Genomic DNA, 24,305 nt, shown 5'->3' with positions numbered 1-24,305 from the left:
ACGATAACCCTGCTTTTTCGAACAGGGTTATCCGGCAAAACGATGTTGACGCTAATATCTTGAATACCTGCTGACATTGAGCAGCACGCCGACCGCCATCAGCATCAGGGTAAGCGATGACCCTCCGTAGCTTAAGAACGGGAGGGTAATGCCTGTTACAGGAATCAATCCGGTGACGACTCCGATATTGATCATCACCTGGATCGCGATCATCGAAATGACTCCGACAGCGACGAAGCTGCCGTATAAATCGGGCGCGCCCAACGCGATTCTGATGCCTCTCCATAAAAGGACGCTGAAGAGCAGCAGAATGAGCGATCCTCCGATAAATCCGAGCTCTTCCGACAGAATCGCAAAAATAAAGTCCGTCTGCGGCTCAGGGAGATAAAAGAATTTCTGTCTGCTCTGGCCGAGTCCGAGGCCAAAAAGTCCGCCCGGGCCGACCGCGTAAAGCGACTGAATGATCTGAAAGCCGCTTCCTAAAGGGTCTTCCCACGGGTTTAAGTAAGACGTAATCCTTTTGATCCGGTATGGGGCCGACAGGACGAGGGCGGCAAAGCCGCTGAGGCCGATCAGACCGAGAAACACAAAGTGCGAAATCCTCGCCCCGGCCACAAAGATCATGACGATGCACGTGCCGACCATGACCGTTCCCGTTCCGAGGTCAGGCTGCATCATGATGATGAGAAACGCGGAAAAGACAATCCCGAGCGCCGGCACAAAGCCTTTTCTGAACGATGTGATGTTCTTTTGCCTTTCCGATAAAAACTTGGCTAAAAACGCGATCATCGCAAGCTTCATAAATTCGGACGGCTGAATGCTGAACGCGCCGACGCCGATCCAGCTCCGCGATCCGTTTCGCTCCATGCCGATCCCCGGAATGAGAACGATGACCAAGAGAAAAAAACAAACGATAATCAGGATTTTCGCATACGTCCTCCACGTCCAGTAGTCGACGTTCATAATGAAAAACATGGCGATGATCCCGATGCCGGCAAACAACAGCTGCCGTTTGGCAAAGAAAAAGGAATCGTCATATTTGTATGTCGCCCATACCGCGCTGGCGCTGTATACCATGATGAGCCCGATTGTTAACAGTAATAACGTAATGATAACCAGTAAAAAATCCGGTGACGTTTTTTTTGTTTGCAAAGCCGAACACCCCAAGCTTCATTTCTTTGGGCTTTCAGACTAAAAGACAAGCCCTTATTTAAGCATATGCACGGCGTTTACAAACATGTCACCACGTTCTTCAAATGTTTTGTACTGATCCCAGCTTGCGCATGCCGGTGACAGAAGAATGACATCTCCTTCGTCTGACAGGCTGAACGCCGCAGATGCTGCTTGTTCAACATTATCGACACGTTTAACCTGTTGTATTCCCAAATCCTCAGCCAGCTTCTCAAACTTCGGCGCTGTTTCGCCGAATGTGATGATCGCTTTAACCGAGGACATGTGCGGCTTTAATTCGTCAAATTCGTTTCCGCGGTCAAGCCCCCCCGCAAGCAAAATCACCGGTTTTTCAAAGGAAGATAGCGCCTTTTTCGTCGCGAGGATGTTCGTCGCTTTGCTGTCATTGTAAAACGTTCTGTTTTGAATCGTGGCCACGTACTGCATTCTGTGCTTAACCCCTGTAAAGCTCGTCAGCACCCGGCGGATCGCCTCATTGGAAACTCCCGCCGTTTTGACGATGCACACTGCGGCCAAAATGTTCTCAAGATTGTGCTCGCCCGGCAGCACGACATCTTTCAGCGGCATGACCTGCTGATCGTTAAACATGATGATTCCGTCTTTGACACATGCTCCGTGTTCGAGCTCTTGTCTGACAGAGAAGCAGACCTTTTCCGCTTTTGAACACTCGGCGAGCCTCACAACGGTATCATCGTCCAAATTGACAACGGCAACGTCTGTTTCCGATTGATTTCGGTATATCTGCTGCTTGGCAAGCTCGTAATTCTCCCGTGAATGGTGATAATCAAGGTGGGCGTCAAATACGTTTAATAATAAACCGATTTTCGGCCTGAATTGATGCGTCCCCATCAATTGAAAAGAGGAAAGCTCTGTAACGATCCATTCGTCCCCTTTCGCCCGGTTAGCCACATCGCTCGCAGCCGTTCCGATATTTCCCGCAACAAGCGCTTTTTTGGAATCGGCTTTCAGCATTTCATAAACAAGCGTTGTCGTTGTCGTTTTTCCGTTTGAACCTGTAATGCCGATGAACGGCGCATCGGTCAGATGATAGGCGAGCTCGACTTCCGTCCAGACGGGAATGTTTCTTTTCATCGCTTCCTCGACCATCGGGTTTTCATAGCGAATGCCCGGATTTTTGATCAGGATGCTGATGGAATGGAGGTCGAACAGCTCCGTCGGATGGGAGCCGCAGATGACTTCGACCCCTTTTTCGGCAAGAATCTGGGCCTCCTCGTTTTCTTCAAAAGGCTTTTGGTCGTTCACCACAACGTGTGCGCCTCTTTCATGCAGGATCGAAGCAGCCGCATATCCGCTTTTTGCCAGTCCCAAAACAAGGACGTTTTTATTTTGTAATAAATCTTGAGTATCCACTTATAACCACACCTCGATGTATATTCCTAAGACGGCAAGCAGAAGACCCGCTGTCCAAAATGTGACGACAACTCTCCACTCCGACCAGCCCACAAGCTCATAGTGATGATGAAGCGGGCTCATTTTAAAGATTCGTTTACCTGTCGTTTTAAACGAGATTACCTGCAAGATGACAGAAAGGGTTTCGATGACGAATACACCGCCGATGATCACGAGCAGAATTTCGAGCTTCGTTAAAATCGCAACCGTCACGATCGCGCCCCCAAGGGCAAGCGATCCCGTATCTCCCATGAAGACCTTCGCAGGATGTGCGTTGAAGACAAGGAAGCCTAAAACAGCCCCGACGACGGCAACCGAGAAAATCGCGACATCGTATTGCGACTGATTCCATGCCAAAATTGCAAATGCTCCGAAAGCAATCGCCGCTGTCCCGGACAAAAGCCCGTCAAGCCCGTCTGTCAAGTTGACGGCGTTTGAGCCGCCCACAAGCATAAAGATCACAAGGATCGGATAAACAAAGCCGAGATCAAACGATACGTCCGTGCCCGGAATGCGGATGTCCGTCGGCAGCCCTTGAGCATAGTAGACGGCGTAGAACACGGCGGCAATCACGATTTGCCCGATGAGCTTTTGCTTTGACGTAAGGCCGAGGTTCCGCTTCATCGCAACTTTTATATAATCATCCAAAAAGCCGAGCAGTCCGTACCCAACCGTAACGAACAGCAGCATGAACATATTCATGCTGACTTCGGAAAATTTGATCGTCATGGCAATCGTTGTGATGATGATCGATATGATGATCATCACGCCGCCCATCGTCGGCGTACCCGATTTTTTCTGGTGGGACTTCGGCCCTTCCTCGCGGATGCTCTGACCGAATTTCAGCCTTCTTAAAAACGGGATGAACACCGGAGACAAAACAACGCTGATTAAAAAGCCGATGATGATCGTAAACAAAATCACTTGTTCAAGCATTGTTTTCCTCTCCTTCCCCGATTTTTAAGAAACAGCATACGCATTTATCATATTCACCGTTTTTTTTCATATGTTGATTTATTTTGAACGCATCCATCACTTTAACAACTCTTTCCTCTAGATCTTTTTCGTTTTATTTCAGCTCAAGAACAGCTCGTTTCGCCACTTCGGCATCGTCAAAGTCGAAGGTCTCGCCGCCGATTTGCTGATAGGTTTCATGGCCTTTGCCGGCGATGAGGACTACGTCGCCTTTTTTGGCGTTTGCGATTGCGAAAAAGATCGCCTGCTCGCGGTTGACGATGCTGTGATAATAAGCGCCTTTGACCCCTTCTTCCATGTCTCGCAAAATCGCGAGCGGATCCTCGCTTCTCGGGTTATCGGCTGTAAAGACCGGCTCATCCGCCAATTCAGCCGCGATTTTCGCCATTTTCGGGCGCTTTGTCTTATCGCGGTCCGCCCCCGCAGCCGACGACGACAAACAGCTTCCCTTCCGTCAGGCCCCTGCACGTGTTCAGGACGTTTTCAAGGCTGTCCGGCGTATGGGCGTAGTCGACGATCACCGGAAAGTCCTGTCCGGCATCAACGAGTTCAAATCTTCCTCTCACGCCCTTCAAACCCTTAATCGCTTCGACAATCACGGAAAACGGAATATCCGCGGCAAAGCCGATCGCTGCCGCCGTCAGCACGTTATACACGTTAAACCGGCCGACGAGCGGGATCGTCACCCGTTCCGTCCCTTTCGGCGTCACGAGATCAAAGGTTGTCCCTTTCGGGGCCATCTCGATATTGTCTGCCATGATATCGGCACGATTGGAGATTCCGTAAGTCAGAAGATGGGCTGACGTGACCTGGGCAAAGTATTCTGAAGCAGGATCATCTGCATTTAAAACGGCCCACTTCGGATGTTCGTGGTTAAAAGAACCGCCGAGCTGTGAAAAAAGAAGGCTTTTCGCATGCTTGTATTCGTCCATTGTCTGATGATAATCGAGGTGATCCTGCGTCAGGTTGGTAAAAGCGGCGATATCGTAATCACAGCCGTGCACCCGGCCCATATGAAGAGCGTGTGAAGAAACTTCCATAATGGCTGTATCCACTTCGCGGTCAACCATTTTTTTGAACGTTTTTTGGAGAGTTACGCTTTCAGGCGTCGTATTTTTCACATCGAATGTCTCATCGTTGATCTTCGTGTACATCGTGCCGATCAGACCCGTCTTGCAGCCCGCTTTCCTGAAGATTTCTTCAGCCATGTGGGACGTCGACGTCTTCCCGTTCGTGCCGGTGATGCCGACGAGTCTGAGCCGCTTGGTCGGCTGGCCGTAGAAGGCATCGGAAAGCACGGCAAGCGCCCTTTTCGAACGGCGGACGATAATCACGGGAACATCGGCATCGACCTGCCTTTCGGCCACGATCGCCACCGCTCCTTTTTCAGCCGCCTGCCGGGCGTAATCGTGCCCGTCGACTGTATATCCTTTTATACAAACAAAAAGACTTCCTGTCTTGACTTCCCTTGAATCCATTTCGATCGAAGTAATGTCAGGGTCTTCTTGTCCTTTATAGGAAGGTTCGTTTTTTAAGTATGTAAGAAGCTTCGTTAATTTCATTGTATCAAACCTCTCGCGTTCTATTGGATCTCATTCGCTGTCCCGTTTTTTTACGGTTTGCGCCCACTTAAGGTGCGCCAGACATACAGTTCATATTTTAGCGCAAAAAAGAGGAGACATCCAGCTAATCCTTTAAAATCTATGCATTTTTTGAAAAACGGGCAACCGCTGAGAAAGCCGGCTGCCGTTTTTGTCTATCGTTATATCAATCTTGGTCGTCAAGATATATGCGGATGGTCGAACCCTCTTTTACCTTCTCGCCCGGTTTCGGGGATTGCTGAACGACGACGTCCCCTTTCCCCGACGCTTTCAGGTTGAGATTGATAAGCAGCGGTTCAAGCTCTGTCACAGACAGCCCTATAAGGTTCGGGACTTCCACAAGTTTTTTGTCCAGCCACTGGTACTTGCGTTCGATTTGGTCTTTCCGCTTTTCAATGCCGAGCTGCGGAAGGCTGTCTCTCATAATATTGCCGACGATCGGAGCCGCGACGGTACCCCCGAATTGAATCGTTCCTTTCGGATTATCGACGGCAACGTAGACGACGATGCTCGGATCGTCAGAAGGCGCAGCGCCGATAAATGAAACGATATGGTTGTTTTTCAAGTATTTTCCGTCTTTTACTTTTTGCGCGGTACCCGTTTTGCCGCCGACGCGGTAGCCGTCGACAAACGCATTCCGCCCCGTCCCTTGGGCGACGACGCTCTCGAGCGCATAGCGGATTTGTTTGGACGTTTCTTCAGAGATGACCTTCTTTTTCGGCATCGGCGTCTGTTTTTTGACGGTTTGTTTTGTGACTGGATCGATCCATTCTTTCGCGATGTACGGCGTATACAGTGTTCCTCCGTTGACCGCCGCTGATACGGCTGCCACCTGCTGAATCGGCGTCACTGATACACCCTGCCCGAAGGCTGTTGTCGCCTGTTCGACGGGGCCGACGCGGTCAAGCGGGAACAAAATGCCTGTACCTTCCCCCTGAAGGTCGATCCCGGTTTTTTTGCCAAAGCCGAAATCTTTAATGTAGCTGAACAGTTTTTCCTTGCCGAGCCGCTGGCCCAGCTCGACAAAGCCCGGGTTGCACGAATTTTGGACGACTTCGAGAAACGACTGCGATCCGTGCCCGCCCCGCTTCCAGCATTTCAGCCTCGCCCCGTCGACTTCAACAGATCCCTTATCATAGAAATGATCTTTCTGCAGATTGACCTTTTGTTCTTCAAGGGCTGCCGCAAGCGTAATGATCTTGAATGTCGACCCCGGTTCGTATGTGCTCCATACCGGCAAATTCCGGTTATAGATTTTCGGATCGACAGATTTATAGTTTGCCGGATCAAAATCCGGCCTGCTCACCATCGCCAAAATCTCGCCGTTTTTCGGATTCATCGCCACGCCGACCATCCCGTCCGGGTTGTATTTGGCTTCAGCGATGTCAAACTCGCGCTCCATGATCGTCTGCACCCGCGAATCGATCGTCAGCTTCATATCGAGACCGTCTTTTGGCGGCGTATAGTCATCAGCTTCGCCCGGCATTCTTTTTCCCTTTGCATCAGAATAAAACTTCACATAGCCTTTTTCGCCCTTCAGATCGTCATCGTAAAACGCTTCAAGTCCAAGCAGCCCCTGGTTGTCGATCCCCGCAAAACCGAGGACATGGGACAGATAGCTGCCGAACGGGTAATGACGGATGCTGTCTTCTGCGATATAAACGCCTTTTAAATTCAAATCCCTGACTTCTTTTGCTTTTTCGTGGGATATTTTCCGCCCTTCCGGATTGATCCTTTCAATGGAAGTTTTTTTCGTCACGTGTTTGTACGCTTTTTCCTCTGACATATTCAATACATTGGCCAGCAGTTTGCTCGTTCTGATGGGGTTGTCGACCTGCTTCGGGACGACCAAAACAGACGGCGCGCTTTGATTTGTCGCAAGCTTGACCCCGTTCCGGTCAAGAATTTCCCCGCGTTCCGGTTCAAAGGGGAGATTCCGGCTCCACGAATCCTTTGCCAAAGACGTCAGCTTATCTCCCAGCACAAATTGAACATATCCAAGCCTTGTATCGATAATCAAAAAGATGATCACGCCAAAAATCAGAACAAAGATTAAACGTTTTCTGACAGTCACATTAGAAACGCGCAAGAGACCGTTCACTCCTTATTTAGGCTTGTTTCATTTTATGCCTTGGAGCGTTTTGATAGAACGGCCTCGTTTTCTCTATTTTCAGGCCAGGTGCCGCCTCTTGCAATATAGAAGGCTATCGACCTTAGCCGACAGCCTTTTAGATTTGCTTTAAGAGTTTTTTAAAGTCACTTTTATGACTGTTTTCGTTTTTAATGTCTTGCCTTTTTTCACGCTTTGACCTGTCACATACCCCTGTCCGCTCGTTTCGAAGTGAATCCCCGAAACCGAAGCGAAGCGGAGGACGTCGCGTTTTGACCAGCCCGTCATGTCAGGCATGGTGATCTTCCCGTCTGCTCTTAAGAATACCCGTTCATTCGGGAGCACTTCTTCGCCTGCTTTCGGGTACTGTTCTTTCACGGCCGTTCCGTCGCCGATCACAACCGGATCAAGGCCTTCCTCTTTCGCCTCTTTTACCGCAGACTCTGTTCGTTTGCCTGTCAGCTCAGGCATCGATATTTCCTTGTCCTGGTCTTTTTCGCCGTCCTTCTTGCTGCTCGACGGCGTGATATTTAAGTAGTGAAGACTGTTTTTCATAACCGGATTGAAAATCTTTGCAACAGGTGCTGATCCCGTTTCGGTATTTTTCAGCTTCGGCTGCTGGACCGCGACATAGATCAACAGTTTCGGATCGTCCTTCGGCGCCATTCCCATGAAGGAGAACACGTAGTTGTCCTTTCCGGTTAAATATTTGCCGTCAGGGCCTGCGATCTGCGCCGTTCCGGTTTTTCCGGCGACGTCAAACCCTTCGATCTGATACGGCTGCCCCGTTCCTTTTTTGGAGGTGACGACTTTACCGAGAAGATCGCGCACTTCTTTCGCCGTTTTTGCGGAAATCGGCTGGCCGACCTGCTTCGGTTTATTTTGCAGAACCGTTTTCTTGTCATCCGGATCAACGATATGATCGATCACATACGGCTTCATCATCTTTCCGTTGTTGGCGATCGCTGTCGCAGCCTGGAGCTGCTGAATCGGCGTTACCGCTGAACTTTGACCAAAAGCAGTTGATACTTTATCCCGCAAATATTCAAAGTTGATTTTGCTGGACGCTTCTCCAGGCAAATCGATGCCTGTTTTATCATAAAAATGAAACTTCCTTAAATACTGGTTGAAACGGTCGGTTCCGAGCTTTTCGTTGGCAAGGATCGCAAAGGCGACGTTTGAAGAGCGTTCAACACCTTCATTAAACGTGATCGTTCCCCAGCCGTTGCCGTTGTTGTGGTCTTTAATCGGCTTATCCTTTTTGGAGACCGAATAGCTGCCCGACTTGTACCAGTCCCCTCCGTTATAGACGCCTTCTTCGATCGCGGCCGCCAGGGTGAACATCTTCATCGTCGATCCCGGCTCAAAGCTGTAGGAGATCAGGTCGTTGTAATAGTTGGTGACATCCCGCTTGTTCGGGTCAAAGCTCGGCCTTTGCCCCATCGCAAGCACCTTGCCCGTTTTCGGGTCGACGACCGCCGCCATGATTTTCTTAGGCTGATACTCCTTCTGAACCGTCGTCATGCTGTCTTCCAAAAAGGCTTGAATCTTCTGGTCGACCGTCAAGTACACGTTGTCTCCGTTATTAGGCGCTGTCACTTTTTCGCCGCTGTTCGGCAGGCGCCATCCAGACCTGTCCGTGTCATATGTGACATAGCCGTCCGTGTCCTTCAAATAGTCGTTCAGCGTTTTTTCGAGGCCCATCATGCCTTTCATTTCGCCCGTTTTTTCATTCACCTGAGAGTAGCCGATCAGGTTGGAAGCGAAAATTCCGTTCGGATAATATCGTTTTGTATCGCGGATAAAGGCGATGCCCGGGAGGTTGAGCTTTTCGATTTTTTCTTTTTGGCTGTACGAAATGTCGCGGCCAGCTGCGCCGAATTCGACCTGGAACCCTTTTTTATTGAGGATGTCGAGTATTTTCCCTTCATCCATTCCTAGGATCGGCGCGAGCTTTTTCGCCGTTTCTTCCTTGTTGACGACATGTTGAGGGTGTTTTATATCCACTGTCATCTTTTTATCCAAAATCGCGATCACCTTATAGGTCGAGGTGTCCTCTGCCAGCACTTTTCCGTTTTGGTCAAGGATCGATCCTCTATGCGCTTCGATCATCCGTTTTTTTTCATACTTTTCTTTCGCCTTGACGGCAAGAACTTCCCCGTTGACTTTGCCTGTCGCTTGAATAAAGGCGAATCTTCCTAAAATGACAAAGAAAAAGAGGGCAAAACAAATACTGAGTATTGCCGCTCCTCTGTTCATAAATTTATTCTTTTTCGGCATTTTGCATCATTCCTGTATGTTTTTCACTTTTTTGTCTGTTAAATGAAGGCCTTTTTTCCGTGCGATTTTCATGATCCGTTCAGGTTCCTTCAGCTCATCTGCCGTCTTTTTGAGGTCATCAACTCTATTGCCTTCCGTTTCAACCTTTTTTTCGAGTTTTTGGATTTCGATATTCGTCTGATACGCAGCGAACGCTCTTGAAATCATAAAGAGCGAACCGCCGAGAACAGCCAGGGCGAACAGGACGATCAGCACCTTTTCCCCCAATGTAATCGATGCCCTTCTCCGGATGACAACGGATTTTTCAGGGCTTTGCTGTGTCTGTCTTTGCTGTTTTTCCGCTTGATAAGCTAAATTGCTCATAGACTGATGACCTCCTTTTTATTCATCGCTCATTCTCGTGCTTTTTCCGCGATGCGCAGCTTCGCTGAACGGGCGCGGTTATTGTTTTCAAGCTCCTCTTTCGATGGAGTGATCGGCTTTTTATTGACTAATTTTAATTTCGGTTCAAACTCCTCTGGAATCACCGGCAATCCGTGAGGCAGTTCAGGCAGTGAAGACATTTCTTTAAACGTCGTTTTGCAGATCCGGTCCTCCAGCGAGTGGAATGTGATGACAGACACCCTTCCTCCCGGTTTGAGAATGTCAACCGCCTGTATAAGCGCTTCTTCAAATACCTTCAGCTCATCGTTTACCGCAATCCGGATCGCCTGGAAAATCCGCTTGGCGGGATGGCCGCCGCTGCGTCTTGCGGGTGCCGGAATTGCTTCCTTAATGATATCGACAAGCTGACCTGTCGTTTGAATAGGCGATTTGTCTCTTGCCTCTTCGATTTTTCTGGCAATCTGTTTGCTGAACTTTTCTTCGCCGTATTTGAAGAAAATTCTGACCAGATCCTCGTAGCGCCACTCATTGACGACTTCTTTCGCCGAAAGGCTTGCGGATTGATCCATACGCATATCGAGCGGGGCATCATGATGATAGCTGAATCCCCTTTCAGGCGTGTCCAGCTGAGGAGATGAGACGCCCAAATCAAATAAAACACCGTCCACCTTTGTGATGCCGATTTCGTTTAGACGGTCTTTTAAATACCGAAAATTACTTTTTATGAAAGTCACTTTCCCTTCATCATCCGCCAGTTTTTCCTGCGCATGGCGGAGCGCTGTATCATCCTGATCAAAAGCGATTAATCTGCCGTCTTTTGACAGTTTGGAAAGCAAATATGCGCTGTGTCCTGCACCGCCTAACGTGCAGTCTACATATGTACCGTCCTCTTTTACGTTTAAACCGTCAACTGTTTCCTTTAATAGTACTGTTGTATGCTGAAACATTTCTAACTTGTCCCACCTTTTTTTCAAATGAACTGGCTGTGAGCGTTGCTTTTATCTCGCAAAGATTCATTATATATCAAAGCCGATCATGTTTTCAGCAATTTCGGCAAATGAATCTTCCTGCTCTTCTACGTATTGTTCCCAAATCTCTCTGCTCCACAATTCAATTCGATTTGAAACCCCGATGACCACGCATTCCTTTTCAAGCTTCGCGTAGCTTAACAGCGGAGAGGCAATGTTAATTCTGCCCTGCTTGTCAAGCTCGCATTCCGTGGCGCCGGAGAAAAAAAAGCGGGTAAACGCGCGTGCATCTTTCTTCGTGAGAGGAAGAGCCTTCAATTTTTCTTCGATGAGTTTCCATTCGGACATGGGATAGCCAAACAGGCACTGATCAAGCCCTCTCGTCAGTACAAACTGCTCGCCGAGGCCTTCTCTGAACTTTGCCGGAACGATCATGCGGCCTTTTGCATCTATCGTATGCTGATATTCACCCATAAACATGATCTCGGCCCCCATTTTCGTTCCTCAACTCACCACTATCCACCACTTCCCTCCACAAATTCATTTTACACTGTTTTAGAACAAAAAAAAACCCTGAACTAGTCAAGGTTTTTTAAAAAATTATTTCAAAGTTTGACAACTTGGTGCATATTCTGAAAAGAATATGGCAATTTTTTGTAGTTTTCCAAGAAATCAGGACCGTATTTGTTCAAATAATACATGATATTCCAAATTCTCTCTTGCGGAGCACCCAACGGCCTGATGCTCGTTTGAATTTTGTCAAAATCGCGCAGAATGTTGTTTTCCCTTTCTTCAATCCTTCTGATGACCGCTCTTTCGACGAATGATAGCTGATCCTGAATAAAGCCGGCGTTTTTCTCAAGAAGAGGCTCAAGGCTGCGGTCAATGTCGAGCGCTTCTTTCCGGATGCCGGAATGAATGCTTTCGATTTCTTCTTTCGCCCGTTTGACGGCGTCAGTAAACCCGCTTGGCACCCTGCTTTCGAAAAACTGCTCTTTTTTGGCGGCAGATCCCTGTTCCAGCGCTTCCTTGATGTCAATGTCCCGCTCAGCCAGCTTTTTTTCGATATGCCGTTCCAAAAACGTGATGTTCAGCCTCGGCACAACAGGCGGCATTTTAAAGCCCATCACTTGAAAAGCGCTTTTCAGCTCTCCCCAGTAATTGATTTCGCCCGGCCCTGCGATAAATGCCAGAGTCGGAAGGAGAAATTCCTGCATTAACGGTCTTGTGACAACATTGTTGCTGAAAGCTTCAGGTTGTTCGCCCATCAGCTGATGAAGCTCTGCCTGCGTCCACTCGAGTTCAAGCTCTTTTACGAAAAAAGCGCCGTCCTTTTTTTCGATCAAAAACCGCTCTCCATCGTGTTCGTAAAAAAGGTTCGCATGCTCAGCCGCCCCTTCGATGATCGGGGAATAGCCCAGTTCCTCCATGTGCGCCTGCTGTTGTTTCACGGCTTGGGCGAGTTCATCGTTTTTCTCAAGCAATTCCTGAAAAAAACGAACCTCAAGAGACCTTAGTCCAGGATCGCCCGAATTCAGCAAGACGAGTCCGTCATTCTCGAACAGATCGGCGATGATATATTCAAAAAACTCGGCAAAGGAAGAAGATTGCCGCAAACATCGCTTCAGCTTTGAGAGAAGTCCGTTCGTGTACTCGGTTTCTTCAAAGGAAGCGAACACCCTGTTCAGCCATTGCTCGGCTTTATCGGAATCAAGCGCCGTTTTTGCGGCCTGGCTTTTCTTCCAATGAGCTTGAGCGAGCTTGTGCTTTTTCACATGTCCGCCGTCTGATACATACAGATGATTGATTTCGTCCAAGTCGTGGTCTTCCCCCGCCACCCAAAAAACAGGAACGACCGGAACGTTCAGCTCTTGTTCTTTCTCTTGTGCAAACACTAGGATCGATACGATTTTATGTATGGTGTATAGGGGCCCTGTCAAAAGACCGGCCTGCTGTCCCCCGACGACTGCGACGCTCGCGTGGTCGCGCAGCCGCTCGATTGCCTCATTCATCTTTTTTGACCGGAATTTGCTGTGGTAGCTGAGCAGATAATCGGCTAAGGCGCTGCGGTCATATGTCCTTGAGGAAAGATCGCACAACCGGACTTCCCAATCTTCTCTGTTTAAACCGTAATCAAAAAATGGAGTTGTCTCCTCTTTTCCATCTAGATAGTCTCGTACAAACGGGTTTTGACTTTTTATGGAAAGTTCAGTAAGCTGCATCTTTCGAACTTCCTTTCTCCAGTAAATAGTTAGCTTTCCGAAAAGAGTATAGCACGTTCGGCGTTTTGGTCAAAAGATTTAGCTTCATCCCTTTTCCAGCGCCTTGATGCTGTCGTATAAAAAGGCGAGATGGGGAGCGGATTCCCCAGCTTCCTTCGCCCGTTTCAGCAAATAGCCCATAATCGCATCAGCTTCCGTTTTCCTTCCTGCCGCGACATCCGCAAGCATCGAAGACGTGTTCCGTTTTGTGTTTCGGCAAACCGACAGAACGTTTTCCCAAGACGCTTCCGGATCTTCAATAGCTAAAATCCGGCTCGCTTCTTCAAAAACGAGCTTCATATATGAAAAATATGCCTGCTCTTCGACGAGCTTGCCGTTTTTCACCCGCAAAAGTGCAGTCATCGGATTGATGCACGCGTTGACGATCAATTTGCCGGCAAGCATGTCGTACCAGTCTTCCTGCCACAAGAAAGGAAACGCTTCATGAACGGATGCCAGCTCTTTAATAAGCGCCTCCGGAGCCGAATTCCCTGTAAACGCGCTCCATTTGACGGCCCCTTTTCCGGTATGGCGGACCGTATAGTCATTTTCTTTAACGGCTCCGTGCTCCACGGCCCCGACAAAAACGCGGTGTCCGGCATCCCATTTCTCAAGTTCGGGAATGTGGCCCATACCGTTTTGCAAAAACATGATATTCCGGGGAGCCGCCTTATCCAATTGCGGCAAAACGGATTCGAGCTGATGCGCCTTTACCGCGACAAACAGAAGGTCGTATGCCGCATCAGGTTTTACGGTTGCTTCCGTTTTGGCGGTCCCCTCTTTTCCGTCCGCTATAAGGCGGATGCCGTTTTGCCGGATCGCGTCCGCCTGTTCCCGCCTTCTTGTGATCACCGTCACTTCATGGCGGAACGAAAAATAATACGCAAAAAGGAGCCCGACCGATCCTCCTCCAATTACTCCGATTTTCAAACTCTCACATCCTGCCCGTTTTTTATATACTGTATATCATAGCAAAAATTTAAACGGTTGACTTCATGGGCGTTTCAAATTTTCAGAAAATCGTTTTGCGCGTTTATTTAGAAAATTTATTATCATTTGGATTTTTCCAATAAAGCGATTACAATATAGATAGACCACAAACAAGGGGGTAACAAAATGGTCAAAGTCGAACGTTTGCGGATCAATTATAAAACGCTTGAGGAATTTAAAAAATTCCGGGAATACGGGATTCAAGAGCTTTCCATGCTGGAGGACCTTGAAAGCAATATGATCGAAAACGACAGCGACTCGCCGTTTTACGGCATCTATTACGGGGATCGGCTCGTGGCAAGGATGAGCCTGTATAAAGTGGATGGGAAATACAATCAATATTTCGATGAAGGAGAAGATTACCTTGAGCTGTGGAAGCTCGAAGTATTGCCGGGCTATCAGCGCAACGGGTACGGGACAATGCTGGTGGAATTCGCTAAATCGTTCGGGCTCCCGATTCGCACAAGTCCGCGCGTGAAATCTTCAGACTTCTGGAACAAAATGGGCTTCCAATCAGTCAAATACGACATGGCCCGCGACAAAGGGGAAAATCCGCTGGTTTGGCATCCTGACAGCGAAACTAAACAAAGCTCTGAATCCGCTTAAGCAAAAAACCGGCCGAAAACAATGGCCGGTTCTCTACTTTTCCATTTTTTCGAAACTCCCGTTCGGTTCCATTTGAATTTTGGCTTTTTTGTTCCGTTCGTCCTCCTGAAGAACCACCATTTTTCTGGCCCGCTCCATGATTTCGATCAGCGCTTTATAATCCTCCTCTGTCAGTTCAAGCTGTTTCTTCAGCGATTCGTTTTCACTCTTGAGTTTTTCAACCTCTTCCTTCAAGGCGTTGACTTCTTCGATAAGCCGCTCTTTTTCATCGCTCGCATCTTTGTGGCCGGGTGCATGTTTCAATTTTTCCAAAAAGCGGATGACGTCGTCAATCGTCAGGCCGTCCGCCGCGCCTCCGGAAATGCTTTTTACCGTATTCGGCATGTTGGCCGAGTGGACCCCTATTTTTTTCCGCAATTCTTTGCGCTGTTTTTTTGCCAGCTCGATGCCCGACTGGTATTGCTTTCTGACAAAGGAATTCCAGCGGAAGCCGCAGGCAGCAGCCGTCCTGCTCAGCGCTTTGCCGACTTCCTCAAATGCCGACAGCTGTGTGCCGCCTTCCCTGATGTGCCGCAATACGACCTCAGCCAGCAATATATCTTCATCCTGCGTCCATGCATCCTGTCTTGTAACCGTCAAAAGTTATCCCCCTCCATGACTTTATGAATTTAATTCATACATATGCGGCTAATAGAGTAGATAGACTATTTTCTTTTTAGAAGGGGATTTCGCGCAAAAAAACACAAGACAGGAAGTCTTGTGTTTTCGTTTCTTATGGATTAGTTGCTTTTTACGTCTTTTCCTTTGTATGATCCACATGCTTTGCAGACGCGGTGTGAAAGTTTCATCTCACCGCAGTTTGGGCATTCTACCATACCAGGCACTTGCAATTTAAAGTGAGTACGACGAAGTCTTTTTTTCATTTTAGAAGTTCTTCTAAAAGGTACAGCCATTATTCCCACCTCCTTAAAGAGCGTTAAGATTCATCTTCTTGTTTTAAGAGCTTCCCAAGACCGGCAAGTCTGGGATCGATTTGATTTTTCCGGTCATCTTCTGTAATGACTTTCCAATCCTTGCCTTCCTGTGGAGCACCTTCTTCGTTTTGAACAGATTCACAAAAGATTTGCATAGGGATCTCAAGAAGGATTTCTTCTTTTACGACCGGCGTCAAATCGATCAGATCATCCTCAACGATGTGGACGTCTTCATCCTCCATTTCGTCGGTCTTATGAAATATAAACAGTTCTTTTGTTGAAATACTGAATGGATAACGAACATCAACAAGCGTTCTGGAGCAAGGCAAGATCATCTCGCCCGAAATGGTAAAATCAAATGCAGCCTGCTTTGATCCGATCTCCGCATTTCCTTTCACCCGCACCGGTGAAATGCTGCGTATATCCGAGTGTTGAGAGAGTTCGCTCAGATCAACTGTTTCATCAAATTCAAAGCCCGTCTTCGGCATTTGATTCAGCTGATGTATCGTCCATTTCATTGTATCACCTCTAAGAGAGCAACAAACATGATTATAGCTTTCATCATGTTTTTTGTCAATATTTTTTCTTTACAGATCACAGGCCCGCTTCAGTCATTCGTTGACATCGTGAACAACAATTCATACACTTAGAAAAAACACCGCTGACAGCGGGCATCTGTACATTCCTTGTGTAAATGTATCACAACTATTTCAAGAGATGCAAGAGAGGTGGAAAAATGAAAGCGGTCGGCGTTGTCGTCGAATATAACCCTTTTCACAACGGTCACTTATACCATATAAAAGAGGCAAAGGCACAGACTCACAGCGATGTTGCGATCGCGGTGATGAGCGGCTTCTTTTTGCAGCGGGGCGAACCCGCCATCGTCTCCAAGTGGGCGAGGACGAAGATGGCGCTCAGGTCCCATGCTGATATCGTCGTTGAGCTTCCGTACGCTTTCGCCGTCCAAAAGGCCGAAACGTTTGCCGAAGGCGCCGTTTCGATCCTTGGCGAACTGAAGTGCACTTCCCTGTTTTTCGGAAGCGAAAACGGCGATATTGATTCGTTTCTTGACACAGCAACATATACGATTAAGCATAAAGATGAGCTCGACGAAGAAGTGAAGCGGCACATATCAACAGGAATGAGCTATCCCGCTGCGATGGCAAAAGCGTTTCATAACGTGTCAGACGGAAGGCGCGCGCTCGACTTGTCAAAACCGAACAATATTCTCGGATTTCACTATGTCAAAGCGATCCTTCAGGATGATATCGGGATGAAACCTGCAACCTTAACGCGCCTTTCGTCCGACTATCATGATATCGATCTCCCCGAAGGACCAAGCCAAATCGCAAGCGCGACATCAATCCGCAAATCGATCCTGGAAACGATGAGCCTTTCAGACAGCAGCTCCTTTCTCCCTGAAGCATCGGCCGAGGAGCTCAAGGAATACGCCGGAACCTTCGGCCTTTGGCACTCGCCGGAAGATTACTTTCCGTTTTTGAAATACAGCATCCATACGATGGATACAAAAGAGCTGGAGGGGATTTATGAGGTTGAAGAAGGCCTTGAGCACCGCATTGCGAAAGCAATCCGCACTGCCCGTTCTTATTCGGAGTACATGGAGCAGCTAAAAACGAAACGGTACACATGGACGAGGCTGCAGCGAATGAACACACACATTTTAACGAGGGCAAAAAAAGCCGATATCCGCTCCATCCTTGCCGAAAATCGCCCTTCCTACATCAGGCTTCTCGGAATGACAAAAAAAGGGCAGGCGTATCTTTCGAAAAAGAAAAAGGAGCTGCGCGTTCCGCTCATCACCAAAATCGGAGCCTTTTCCCACCCGTCCCTCGACCTGGACATCAAAGCCGGACGGGTTTACAGCGCACCGCTGAAGGAGCCCGCACAAACGATGCTGACCGGGCAGGAGTATTCGCTGTCACCAGTCATATATGATGAAGAAAACCGGACATTTTTGCGAACATAAAAAAACGCCTGTCATTCATTCAGGCGCTTTTTACTTTTTTGTTCAAATATTCGATCGCGTCATCCATCGTATCCACGGGGACGATTTTCATGTCGCTGTTAATATCTTTCGCCGTTTTGACCGCTTCCTCATAGTTTGACCCTTTTCTGCCTCCTTCATTCGGCGCAAAAAAGATATCGGCTCCCGCCCGGTCTGCGGCAACGATTTTTTGGCTGATTCCTCCGATCGGTCCGACTTTGCCTTCATCGTCGATCGTTCCCGTTCCGGCAATGTGATGCCCCTTTGTTTCATCTTGTTTTGTGAGCTGATTGTAGATTTCCATGGACATCATAAGCCCTGCTGACGGTCCGCCGATGTTTTCGATATCCATCTTAACAGCCGGTTTTACTTTCACTTTCCGGTCCGTTATGAGGGAAACGCCCAGTCCCGCTCTGTTCGGATCATCCTTGAACGTTTTCAGCTTCATGTCGTATGTCGCGTCTTTGTTATCCCGTTCAATGACGACTTTGACTGTGTCCCCGGCTTTTTTCGTTTCGATATAGCGGACAAAGCGCTCCGCCGACTGAAACGTTTTTCCGTCAACTTTTTTGATTTTGTCTCCGACCTTTATCTTTCCTTTGGCAGGCATGCCGTCAACAACAGCCATGGCATAAACGCCGTCCGATGTGTAGCTGACGCTTTTCCCCGCCCGCTTATAGGCGGCGATCATCGCATTCTCCTGGGAATCCCTCATCATCTGCAGCTGTCTTTTCATATATTCCTCATCAGATTCGCCCTTTTGTTTAAAATTGTCTTCAGGAAGAATTTCATGATAAGGGCGCACCTTTGCCCATAGGTATGTAATCGGATTTGCGGGCCCTACTTTTACGGTCATCAAAGAAAAGCTGCCTTTTTCGGAATACCCGCCGTCCACCTTGATTAACGGATTGAGCTCCGTCGCTTCGCCGGGCTCTGTAATGTAATACGGCAGCTTGACAAATGTCAGGGCGGCCCCGATGATCATGATCAATAATGCGATACGGATAAATCTTCTTTTTAACATGAATATGTAACCCTCCATCTTTAAATTAACGTGCTGACAGCTGACCGGGATCGCGCCCGCCTGCTTGAATGTCCGAATACCTTCTATTGACTTCATTTCAAGAGAAGGGCTTTTCTGGTTTAGTATGGTCAAGACGTTCAGCTTTTTGTCAAAAAACGGGAGAGAATCTGATGGTCTAAAATGTAGACCAAGCCTCGTATAATGATAAAGAAGTTTCTTGGGAGGATTCTTCGCTCCCGTTTATTTTACCATGATCCGGTTCTTTTAGGTGTGTAGTTAGCCGTAAGGAGGGATAGAAATGGACATGTCAAAGATAAAGACTATACTTTTTGCCGGTGTGCTGCTTATGTTTACCGCTGCCGTCATCACCCACCCGCAGGAATCGCTTAATGCTTCAAAAAGCGGGCTTGCCATGTGGTGGGAAGTCGTTTTCCCTTCCTTATTGCCCTTTTTCATTTTATCAGAGCTCTTGATCGGGTTCGGGATCGTCAAGTTTGTCGGACTCCTCCTCGAGCCTTTTATGAGACCCGTCTTCCGGGTTCCCGGCGTCGGCGGATTCGTTCTCGCGATGGGCATGGCTTCCGGAAACCCTGCAGGCGCAAAGCTCACCTCAAGGCTCAGACAGGAACGGCAGATTTCCCGGGTTGAAGCCGAGCGGCTCGTTTCATTTACGAATTCGTCGAACCCGCTCTTTATTTTCGGGGCTGTCGCGGTCGGCTTTTTTCATAATCCGTCGCTTGGCATCTTGCTTGCAGCGGCTCACTATTTAGGCAATTTGGCTGTCGGGCTGACAATGCGATCCTATGGAAGAAAAGAAGAAATCCTCCACGCCAGAAAAAAGAAGCTTCCCCTGCCTTCCATGAAAGAAGCCTTCAAAGCCCTTCACCAGGCAAGGCTTCAAGAAAAAAGACCGCTTGGAAAACTATTGAGCGATGCTGTTATTTCTTCCGTACAGACGCTTCTCATGGTCGGCGGTTTCATCATTCTCTTTTCTGTCTTCAACAACATTCTTTCCGCCGTGAAAATTGCCGACGTTCTTTCTTATGCCACCCGTTCGATCATGACAGCGCTCCATTTTCCCGCAAGCTTTGACAAACCCTTACTGTCAGGCTTGTTTGAGATCACGCTCGGAAGCAAGCTGGTCAGCGCAACAGATGCCGACCTGCTGCAAAAAGCCGTTGTTGTCAGCTTCATTTTAGGCTTCAGCGGGTTTAGTGTACAGGCGCAGGTCGCCGGCATTTTGGCCGAAACGGACATTCGTTTCAAACCGTTTTTTTTCGCGCGGCTCCTGCAGGGAATCTATGCTGCCGTTTTTGCCCTTATCCTTTGGAAGCCTCTTTACACAGCCTTCCATTACCCGAATCAGCCGGCTTTCTCATTTTTGCGGGACGGGAACCCTGAAACGCTTTTTACACAGACGTGGAATGCCATCGTCCAAACGGGCCCGCTTCTTACGATTGCAACCCTGTTGCTTTACATCGTTCTTTACACAAAACGCTTGTCAACTGCGAAAAAATGAGCAGCCGTTTTAGGCCGCTCATTCTTTTGCAAACTTTTTTTCAAGCGCAGCTTCGACCGCTTCCGGCACGAGTTCTGCTACTGATCCTTTGTATTTCGCCACCTCTTTGACGATGCTTGAACTCAAAAATGAATACTGGTTGTTTGTCATCATGAAAAACGTTTCAATATTTTCGTCAAGCACCTTGTTCATCGAGGTCCCCTGCATCTCATATTCGAAATCGGAGACAGCTCTCAACCCCCGCAAGATGACGTTCGCATCCTTGCTTTTCGCATATTCGATCAAAAGCCCCTGAAATGAGTCAACATGGACATTCGGGATGTCCTGCGTGACTTCACGCAGCAGATCACAGCGCTCCTCGACCGTAAACAGCGGCTGTTTTGAAGAATTGTTTAAAACGCATACATAGACCCGGTCAAACACTTTCGCTCCGCGTCTGATAATATCCAAATGTCCAAAGGTCACCGGATCAAAACTTCCGGGACAAACGGCAATGCTAGCCATCCCCATTCCCTCTCTTTCTGTAGATCGTCACTCCTGTTACACCGTACAATTCCTGACGTGTTCTCAGGAGTTCGCCCACTTGTTCCGGCAGCACCACTTCTTTTGCGTGCTCCGTCAGGATAAACCCTTTATCAGTCAACATATTGGCTTTGTCAACGATCGAAAGAAGCGCTTCCAGTTTTTGCTCCCGATATGGCGGATCCAAAAAAATCGCATCGAACGTCAAGCCCCTTTTCACCAATGCGTGCAAAGCCCGTTCAGCGTCGTTTCTGTAGACCTCTGCGCGCTTTTGGAGCCCCAATGTTTGCAGGTTGTTTTTTACGGTTTGAATCGCTTTAAAATCCCGGTCAACGAAAACGATCCGGTCAAAGCCTCTGGAGAGCGCTTCGATGCCTAATCCGCCGCTTCCTGCATACAGATCAAGGCCGTCTCCGCCGTCAAAATAAGGGCCGACCATATTAAAAATGGATTCTTTCACTTTGTCAGTCGTCGGCCTTGTTGACGTGCCGGGAACCGCCTTTAATGCACGCCCTTTATAAGTCCCAGAAATCACTCTCATATTTCCACCACTTTTTCCTTAAAACTCGAAAAAAATCATCACTATCTTATCATAAAGTGTTTTTTGGCACAAACAGCCAAAGTGTGATTTCTTATGTATAGGAGACTGAACACCTGGTGATACTAGTAGCAACAGCATCGATTGATGTTGTTGCCAACCGCGGAGAAGACTTACGTTTCCCCATAAGTTCTTCCTCCGGTTTCTCCTCTCCCTTTGCCTTCTCCTTAAATCGTTAAGGAATAGAAGGACCCCGCAGGGTTTTCTGCGGGGATTTTTTTAACAAAATATTAGATTCCTGCTTTATAATCGTACTCTTTTGCCTTATCGAGCTTAGATTCAAATTCCACTTTTAAAAACGGTCTATAGGACAGATCCACCTGTTTGACAAAAGAATACGAGCGAATCTTGGCCGCGATTCTTTCAGCTTCATCCATATTGCAGTAAACAACTACATATTTCAAACGTTTTGAGACGTAGTGAACGTTCCCGAATTTCCTGAGCATTTTCGCCTGCTTTAAGGAATGGAGCCAGACGATTAAACCTTGACGCCTATCTTCCATATTTTTCACCTGCCTGTCGCTATGTCACGTTCTAAGAAAAAGGACGAGACTAAAAAGGGTCTCGTCAGGATACTTTACAGCCGCAGCTTCCGCCTGATCCGCAGCCGCCGCTGCAGGATGAAAGATTGTCAAAATAAGGATTTCCGGTCGGTACTTTGATATGTTCTGACACCGCCCGGCCGATCTCTACACTGACCTCATCAAGTATGCTTTGCAGCTCGGTTTCCGCCTTTTTAAAATCGGCGACCGTATCATGAAGGTCCAGCTTTCGTTTGATATCCCTCATTTTTTTTGAAATCTCTTTATAATCAGGATGATACTTTCCAAAACGCTGTACATCCTCGTATTGTTCTTTTACTTTTGTGAATGAAGCGATGATACGCCCGGCCTCTTCATCTTCTTGGAGACGCTTGTAGCACATTCTGTAATGTTCAGCCGCCTCTGATTGAAGAATCATGTTGGCCAAAACATCCGCTTCGTTTTGAAGCCGCAAGGATTCCGTTGTGGCATACATTGACATGCACCTCCGAATATTAGTGTATCATAAAACGGCATTTTTCAAAATGTCTATTGCCTTTGATACATCGAAAGCTTTTAGCGCATCTTCTTGTGTGATGCCTTTAGGCTTCGGCTTATATGTCGTGCAGCCGGCCAAAAGCAGGCAAACGCAGGCAATCAGACACCTTTTCTTCATGTAGATCAACTCCCTTACCGGCTAGTCTTGACTGATGAGGGATGTTTTATGATCACAAAAAAAGACTCAGGGGTCCGATTAGTCCTGAGTTCGCATGGCCTGAAACATTTGAATCATCATTTGGGCCATCTGTAGGCTGCTTGAAAACTGGCTTACACGGTGGGGAATCGTTTTTTCGTAAAAATTCATCATATCAAGCTGAAACTCTGACAAATCATCCGGACGGCGCGAAAGCCTGCGGTACCAGATCGGCTGCTCACGGATAAAGCGGCGGCGCTCCTCGCTTGCGAACACATATTCCTGCACTTCTTTACGCATGACAAACTCCTTTGTTAATCTTTTCGGAAAGAAAACGGATGCTGTCCCCCGCTATGGTTCACATTTTTTTGGCCGCTTCCGGAAAACTGACTGAGCAAGCTTTGCAGTGAAGAAATAGACTGGCTCACTTTATTGATTTGTTCATTCATTTGGTCGGCGTCCATTCTTTTGACGGCCGTCACCATTTTCGAAATGAAATCGTTTTTCCCGCCCCCGTCGGACGGCTTTTCTTTCATCTCTTTTTCCTCTCTGTACGGCTCCCAAACCGCGTCGTTTTCCCCTAGCAAAACCCAGTTCTCATACACTTCCTGCCAGCTTTTTTCCTCCTTCCGCACCGCGGAAATCAGCTTAGGATGCCGTTTAATAAACCGCTTGAATTCATCGATTGATGATTTTGCGTTTTGATTTGCCAACGTCTACACCCCCTCCGAAAAACAAGTGCCTACTATAATGTATCCTGATCAGCCGAAATGTGTTCGCCTAAAATTCACCCATTACACGTCTTCCCTTGAAAGGGGAAGCGTCGAACAGTGAATGCCGCCTCCCATTTTTCGAATCTCTGAAACGTCGACCGGAATCGTCTCAATGCCGTTTTTCTCCAAAACCTCCATCGTCCGCGGCGCATCGGCGGAAAATAGTACCTTCCCCGGCGAAACGGCTAAACAATTAACGGATAGGATCGGGTCGTCGGGATCGGCAAAGATCAGCCTGAGCCCGCGTGCGCGCATCTCTTCCATAAACCAGTACGGCAGCCTTGCCGGATCAACGAGGGCAGCGTCTGTGTCCACCATCAGAAAGACTTCATCAAGATGGATCTTGTCAGCCGGCAAATCAACTGCGATCAGCTCGATTCCCTGCCATGAGAGAATTTGCGCGAGCTGGTCAATCCCATCCTGATTGACGCGTACCGAGCGCCCGATGAAAGCAGTCTTCCGATCAAACATGCAGAAGCTGCCTCCTTCGATAAAACCGGTCCCCTGAATCGTTCCCAAAATCGGAACGCCCATTTTCGCAAAGGTTTGATAAGCGGAGGCCTCCTCCCCTTCACGCATTCTCAATGCGAACCTGGTCAAAATCACTCCCCCGGGAACAGCGAGGCCGATGTCCCTCGTATAAATTGACTTCGTATGAAACGGACTTGTCTCCGCCAAATCGACGACCTCGGCACCGGCGTCCAAAAGCGCGCTGCGCAAGCCGTCGTGCTGGCGCCTGACGAGCTCCGGGTTGATCGATTCAGAGCCGTACGTATAGCCCCGAATTTGCGACTCCCGGTCCCTGAGCACCATGGCATCGATCTGCTCTTCGTACGTTCCCGTCCGGAGCAGTTCAAGCTCTTTTCCCGGGCGGTGCAGCAAAACGGTTTGTATGGCGC

At 48.2% G+C, this 24,305-nt stretch carries 25 protein-coding genes and 1 pseudogene; 3 read left to right on the top strand and 23 right to left on the bottom strand.

Annotation, left to right across the window (positions count from 1 at the left end):
* Positions 1–51: 51 nt before the first annotated feature.
* The 11 genes and pseudogenes from spoVE to V7126_RS20285 form a co-directional block, all read right to left on the bottom strand.
* On the bottom strand, positions 52–1,152 hold the full coding sequence (spoVE, locus tag V7126_RS20335; RefSeq protein ID WP_046130729.1) for a stage V sporulation protein E: 1,101 nt from the start codon (positions 1,150–1,152) through the stop codon (positions 52–54).
* 54 nt (positions 1,153–1,206) lie between these two features.
* On the bottom strand, positions 1,207–2,562 hold the full coding sequence (murD, locus tag V7126_RS20330; protein WP_175076842.1) for a UDP-N-acetylmuramoyl-L-alanine--D-glutamate ligase: 1,356 nt from the start codon (positions 2,560–2,562) through the stop codon (positions 1,207–1,209).
* On the bottom strand, positions 2,563–3,537 hold the full coding sequence (mraY, locus tag V7126_RS20325; RefSeq protein WP_046130731.1) for a phospho-N-acetylmuramoyl-pentapeptide-transferase: 975 nt from the start codon (positions 3,535–3,537) through the stop codon (positions 2,563–2,565).
* Between the two features lie 133 nt (positions 3,538–3,670).
* A pseudogene (locus V7126_RS20320) lies at positions 3,671–5,138 on the bottom strand (UDP-N-acetylmuramoyl-L-alanyl-D-glutamate--2,6-diaminopimelate ligase).
* 205 nt (positions 5,139–5,343) lie between these two features.
* Positions 5,344–7,266, bottom strand: a complete 1,923-nt coding sequence (locus tag V7126_RS20315) for a stage V sporulation protein D (protein ID WP_175076844.1) — start codon at positions 7,264–7,266, stop codon at positions 5,344–5,346.
* A 150-nt stretch (positions 7,267–7,416) separates the two neighbouring features.
* On the bottom strand, positions 7,417–9,567 hold the full coding sequence (locus V7126_RS20310; protein ID WP_175076845.1) for a penicillin-binding protein: 2,151 nt from the start codon (positions 9,565–9,567) through the stop codon (positions 7,417–7,419).
* Positions 9,568–9,573: 6 nt separating this feature from the next.
* Positions 9,574–9,930, bottom strand: a complete 357-nt coding sequence (gene ftsL / locus V7126_RS20305; RefSeq protein ID WP_175076846.1) for a cell division protein FtsL — start codon at positions 9,928–9,930, stop codon at positions 9,574–9,576.
* A gap of 29 nt (positions 9,931–9,959) precedes the next feature.
* Entirely contained in the window at positions 9,960–10,898 is a 939-nt protein-coding gene (rsmH, locus tag V7126_RS20300) for a 16S rRNA (cytosine(1402)-N(4))-methyltransferase RsmH (RefSeq protein ID WP_175076847.1), read from the bottom strand.
* 69 nt (positions 10,899–10,967) lie between these two features.
* Complete coding sequence (mraZ, locus tag V7126_RS20295) at positions 10,968–11,399, bottom strand: division/cell wall cluster transcriptional repressor MraZ (protein WP_046130737.1); 432 nt, start codon at positions 11,397–11,399, stop codon at positions 10,968–10,970.
* 125 nt (positions 11,400–11,524) lie between these two features.
* Positions 11,525–13,141, bottom strand: a complete 1,617-nt coding sequence (gene bshC, locus V7126_RS20290) for a bacillithiol biosynthesis cysteine-adding enzyme BshC (protein ID WP_175076848.1) — start codon at positions 13,139–13,141, stop codon at positions 11,525–11,527.
* A gap of 84 nt (positions 13,142–13,225) precedes the next feature.
* Positions 13,226–14,110 carry a 2-dehydropantoate 2-reductase gene (locus V7126_RS20285; protein WP_175076849.1) on the bottom strand — a complete coding sequence of 295 codons (885 nt, stop codon included), beginning with the start codon at positions 14,108–14,110 and terminating at the stop codon, positions 13,226–13,228.
* Between the two features lie 186 nt (positions 14,111–14,296).
* Between V7126_RS20285 and V7126_RS20280 the strand changes: the two genes are divergently transcribed.
* On the top strand, positions 14,297–14,776 hold the full coding sequence (locus tag V7126_RS20280; RefSeq protein WP_175076850.1) for an N-acetyltransferase: 480 nt from the start codon (positions 14,297–14,299) through the stop codon (positions 14,774–14,776).
* Between the two features lie 33 nt (positions 14,777–14,809).
* On the opposite strand, the gene gerR is transcribed toward V7126_RS20280, so the two are convergent.
* From gerR to V7126_RS20265, 3 genes are all read right to left on the bottom strand, one after another.
* Positions 14,810–15,415, bottom strand: coding sequence for a sporulation-specific transcriptional regulator GerR (gene gerR, locus V7126_RS20275; protein ID WP_046130741.1), 606 nt, complete (start codon positions 15,413–15,415; stop codon positions 14,810–14,812).
* Between the two features lie 140 nt (positions 15,416–15,555).
* The gene (rpmF, locus tag V7126_RS20270) at positions 15,556–15,729 is read right to left on the bottom strand and encodes a 50S ribosomal protein L32 (RefSeq protein WP_046130742.1); all 174 of its coding nucleotides are present in this window, start codon (positions 15,727–15,729) and stop codon (positions 15,556–15,558) included.
* 23 nt (positions 15,730–15,752) lie between these two features.
* A complete protein-coding gene (locus V7126_RS20265; protein ID WP_046130743.1) occupies positions 15,753–16,268 on the bottom strand; it encodes a YceD family protein in 516 nt (171 codons plus the stop codon).
* A gap of 218 nt (positions 16,269–16,486) precedes the next feature.
* Here V7126_RS20265 and V7126_RS20260 point away from each other — a divergent pair, with 218 nt between their 5' ends.
* Positions 16,487–17,737 (top strand): nucleotidyltransferase, encoded by a 1,251-nt coding sequence (locus V7126_RS20260; protein ID WP_175076851.1) that lies wholly within the window; start codon positions 16,487–16,489, stop codon positions 17,735–17,737.
* A 19-nt stretch (positions 17,738–17,756) separates the two neighbouring features.
* On the opposite strand, the gene V7126_RS20255 is transcribed toward V7126_RS20260, so the two are convergent.
* Positions 17,757–18,779, bottom strand: coding sequence for a SepM family pheromone-processing serine protease (locus tag V7126_RS20255; RefSeq protein WP_046130745.1), 1,023 nt, complete (start codon positions 18,777–18,779; stop codon positions 17,757–17,759).
* A 298-nt stretch (positions 18,780–19,077) separates the two neighbouring features.
* Here V7126_RS20255 and ylbJ point away from each other — a divergent pair, with 298 nt between their 5' ends.
* Complete coding sequence (gene ylbJ, locus V7126_RS20250; protein ID WP_175076852.1) at positions 19,078–20,298, top strand: sporulation integral membrane protein YlbJ; 1,221 nt, start codon at positions 19,078–19,080, stop codon at positions 20,296–20,298.
* A gap of 18 nt (positions 20,299–20,316) precedes the next feature.
* On the opposite strand, the gene coaD is transcribed toward ylbJ, so the two are convergent.
* From coaD to V7126_RS20210, 8 genes are all read right to left on the bottom strand, one after another.
* Positions 20,317–20,802 carry a pantetheine-phosphate adenylyltransferase gene (gene coaD, locus V7126_RS20245; RefSeq protein ID WP_046130747.1) on the bottom strand — a complete coding sequence of 162 codons (486 nt, stop codon included), beginning with the start codon at positions 20,800–20,802 and terminating at the stop codon, positions 20,317–20,319.
* Positions 20,795–21,361, bottom strand: a complete 567-nt coding sequence (gene rsmD / locus V7126_RS20240) for a 16S rRNA (guanine(966)-N(2))-methyltransferase RsmD (RefSeq protein WP_046130748.1) — start codon at positions 21,359–21,361, stop codon at positions 20,795–20,797. Before rsmD ends, coaD begins: the two co-directional genes overlap by 8 nt.
* A gap of 287 nt (positions 21,362–21,648) precedes the next feature.
* Positions 21,649–21,921, bottom strand: a complete 273-nt coding sequence (locus V7126_RS20235; RefSeq protein ID WP_046130749.1) for a YlbG family protein — start codon at positions 21,919–21,921, stop codon at positions 21,649–21,651.
* Positions 21,922–21,985: 64 nt separating this feature from the next.
* Positions 21,986–22,435 (bottom strand): YlbF family regulator, encoded by a 450-nt coding sequence (locus V7126_RS20230; RefSeq protein WP_046130750.1) that lies wholly within the window; start codon positions 22,433–22,435, stop codon positions 21,986–21,988.
* Between the two features lie 27 nt (positions 22,436–22,462).
* Positions 22,463–22,615, bottom strand: coding sequence for a hypothetical protein (locus V7126_RS20225; RefSeq protein ID WP_175076853.1), 153 nt, complete (start codon positions 22,613–22,615; stop codon positions 22,463–22,465).
* Positions 22,616–22,693: 78 nt separating this feature from the next.
* Entirely contained in the window at positions 22,694–22,933 is a 240-nt protein-coding gene (locus V7126_RS20220; RefSeq protein WP_046130751.1) for a YlbE-like family protein, read from the bottom strand.
* A gap of 14 nt (positions 22,934–22,947) precedes the next feature.
* Positions 22,948–23,346 (bottom strand): YlbD family protein, encoded by a 399-nt coding sequence (gene ylbD / locus V7126_RS20215; protein ID WP_175076854.1) that lies wholly within the window; start codon positions 23,344–23,346, stop codon positions 22,948–22,950.
* An 81-nt stretch (positions 23,347–23,427) separates the two neighbouring features.
* Positions 23,428–24,305: dimethylarginine dimethylaminohydrolase family protein (locus V7126_RS20210; protein WP_335498575.1), on the bottom strand; the 878-nt coding region annotated here is incomplete at its 5' end.

Source organism: Bacillus sp. JJ675 (assembly GCF_036963165.1).
GTDB lineage: Bacteria > Bacillota > Bacilli > Bacillales > Bacillaceae > Bacillus > Bacillus glycinifermentans.
Note: the sequence above shows the minus strand (reverse complement) of the source record. Positions and strands in the feature narration are given on the sequence as shown.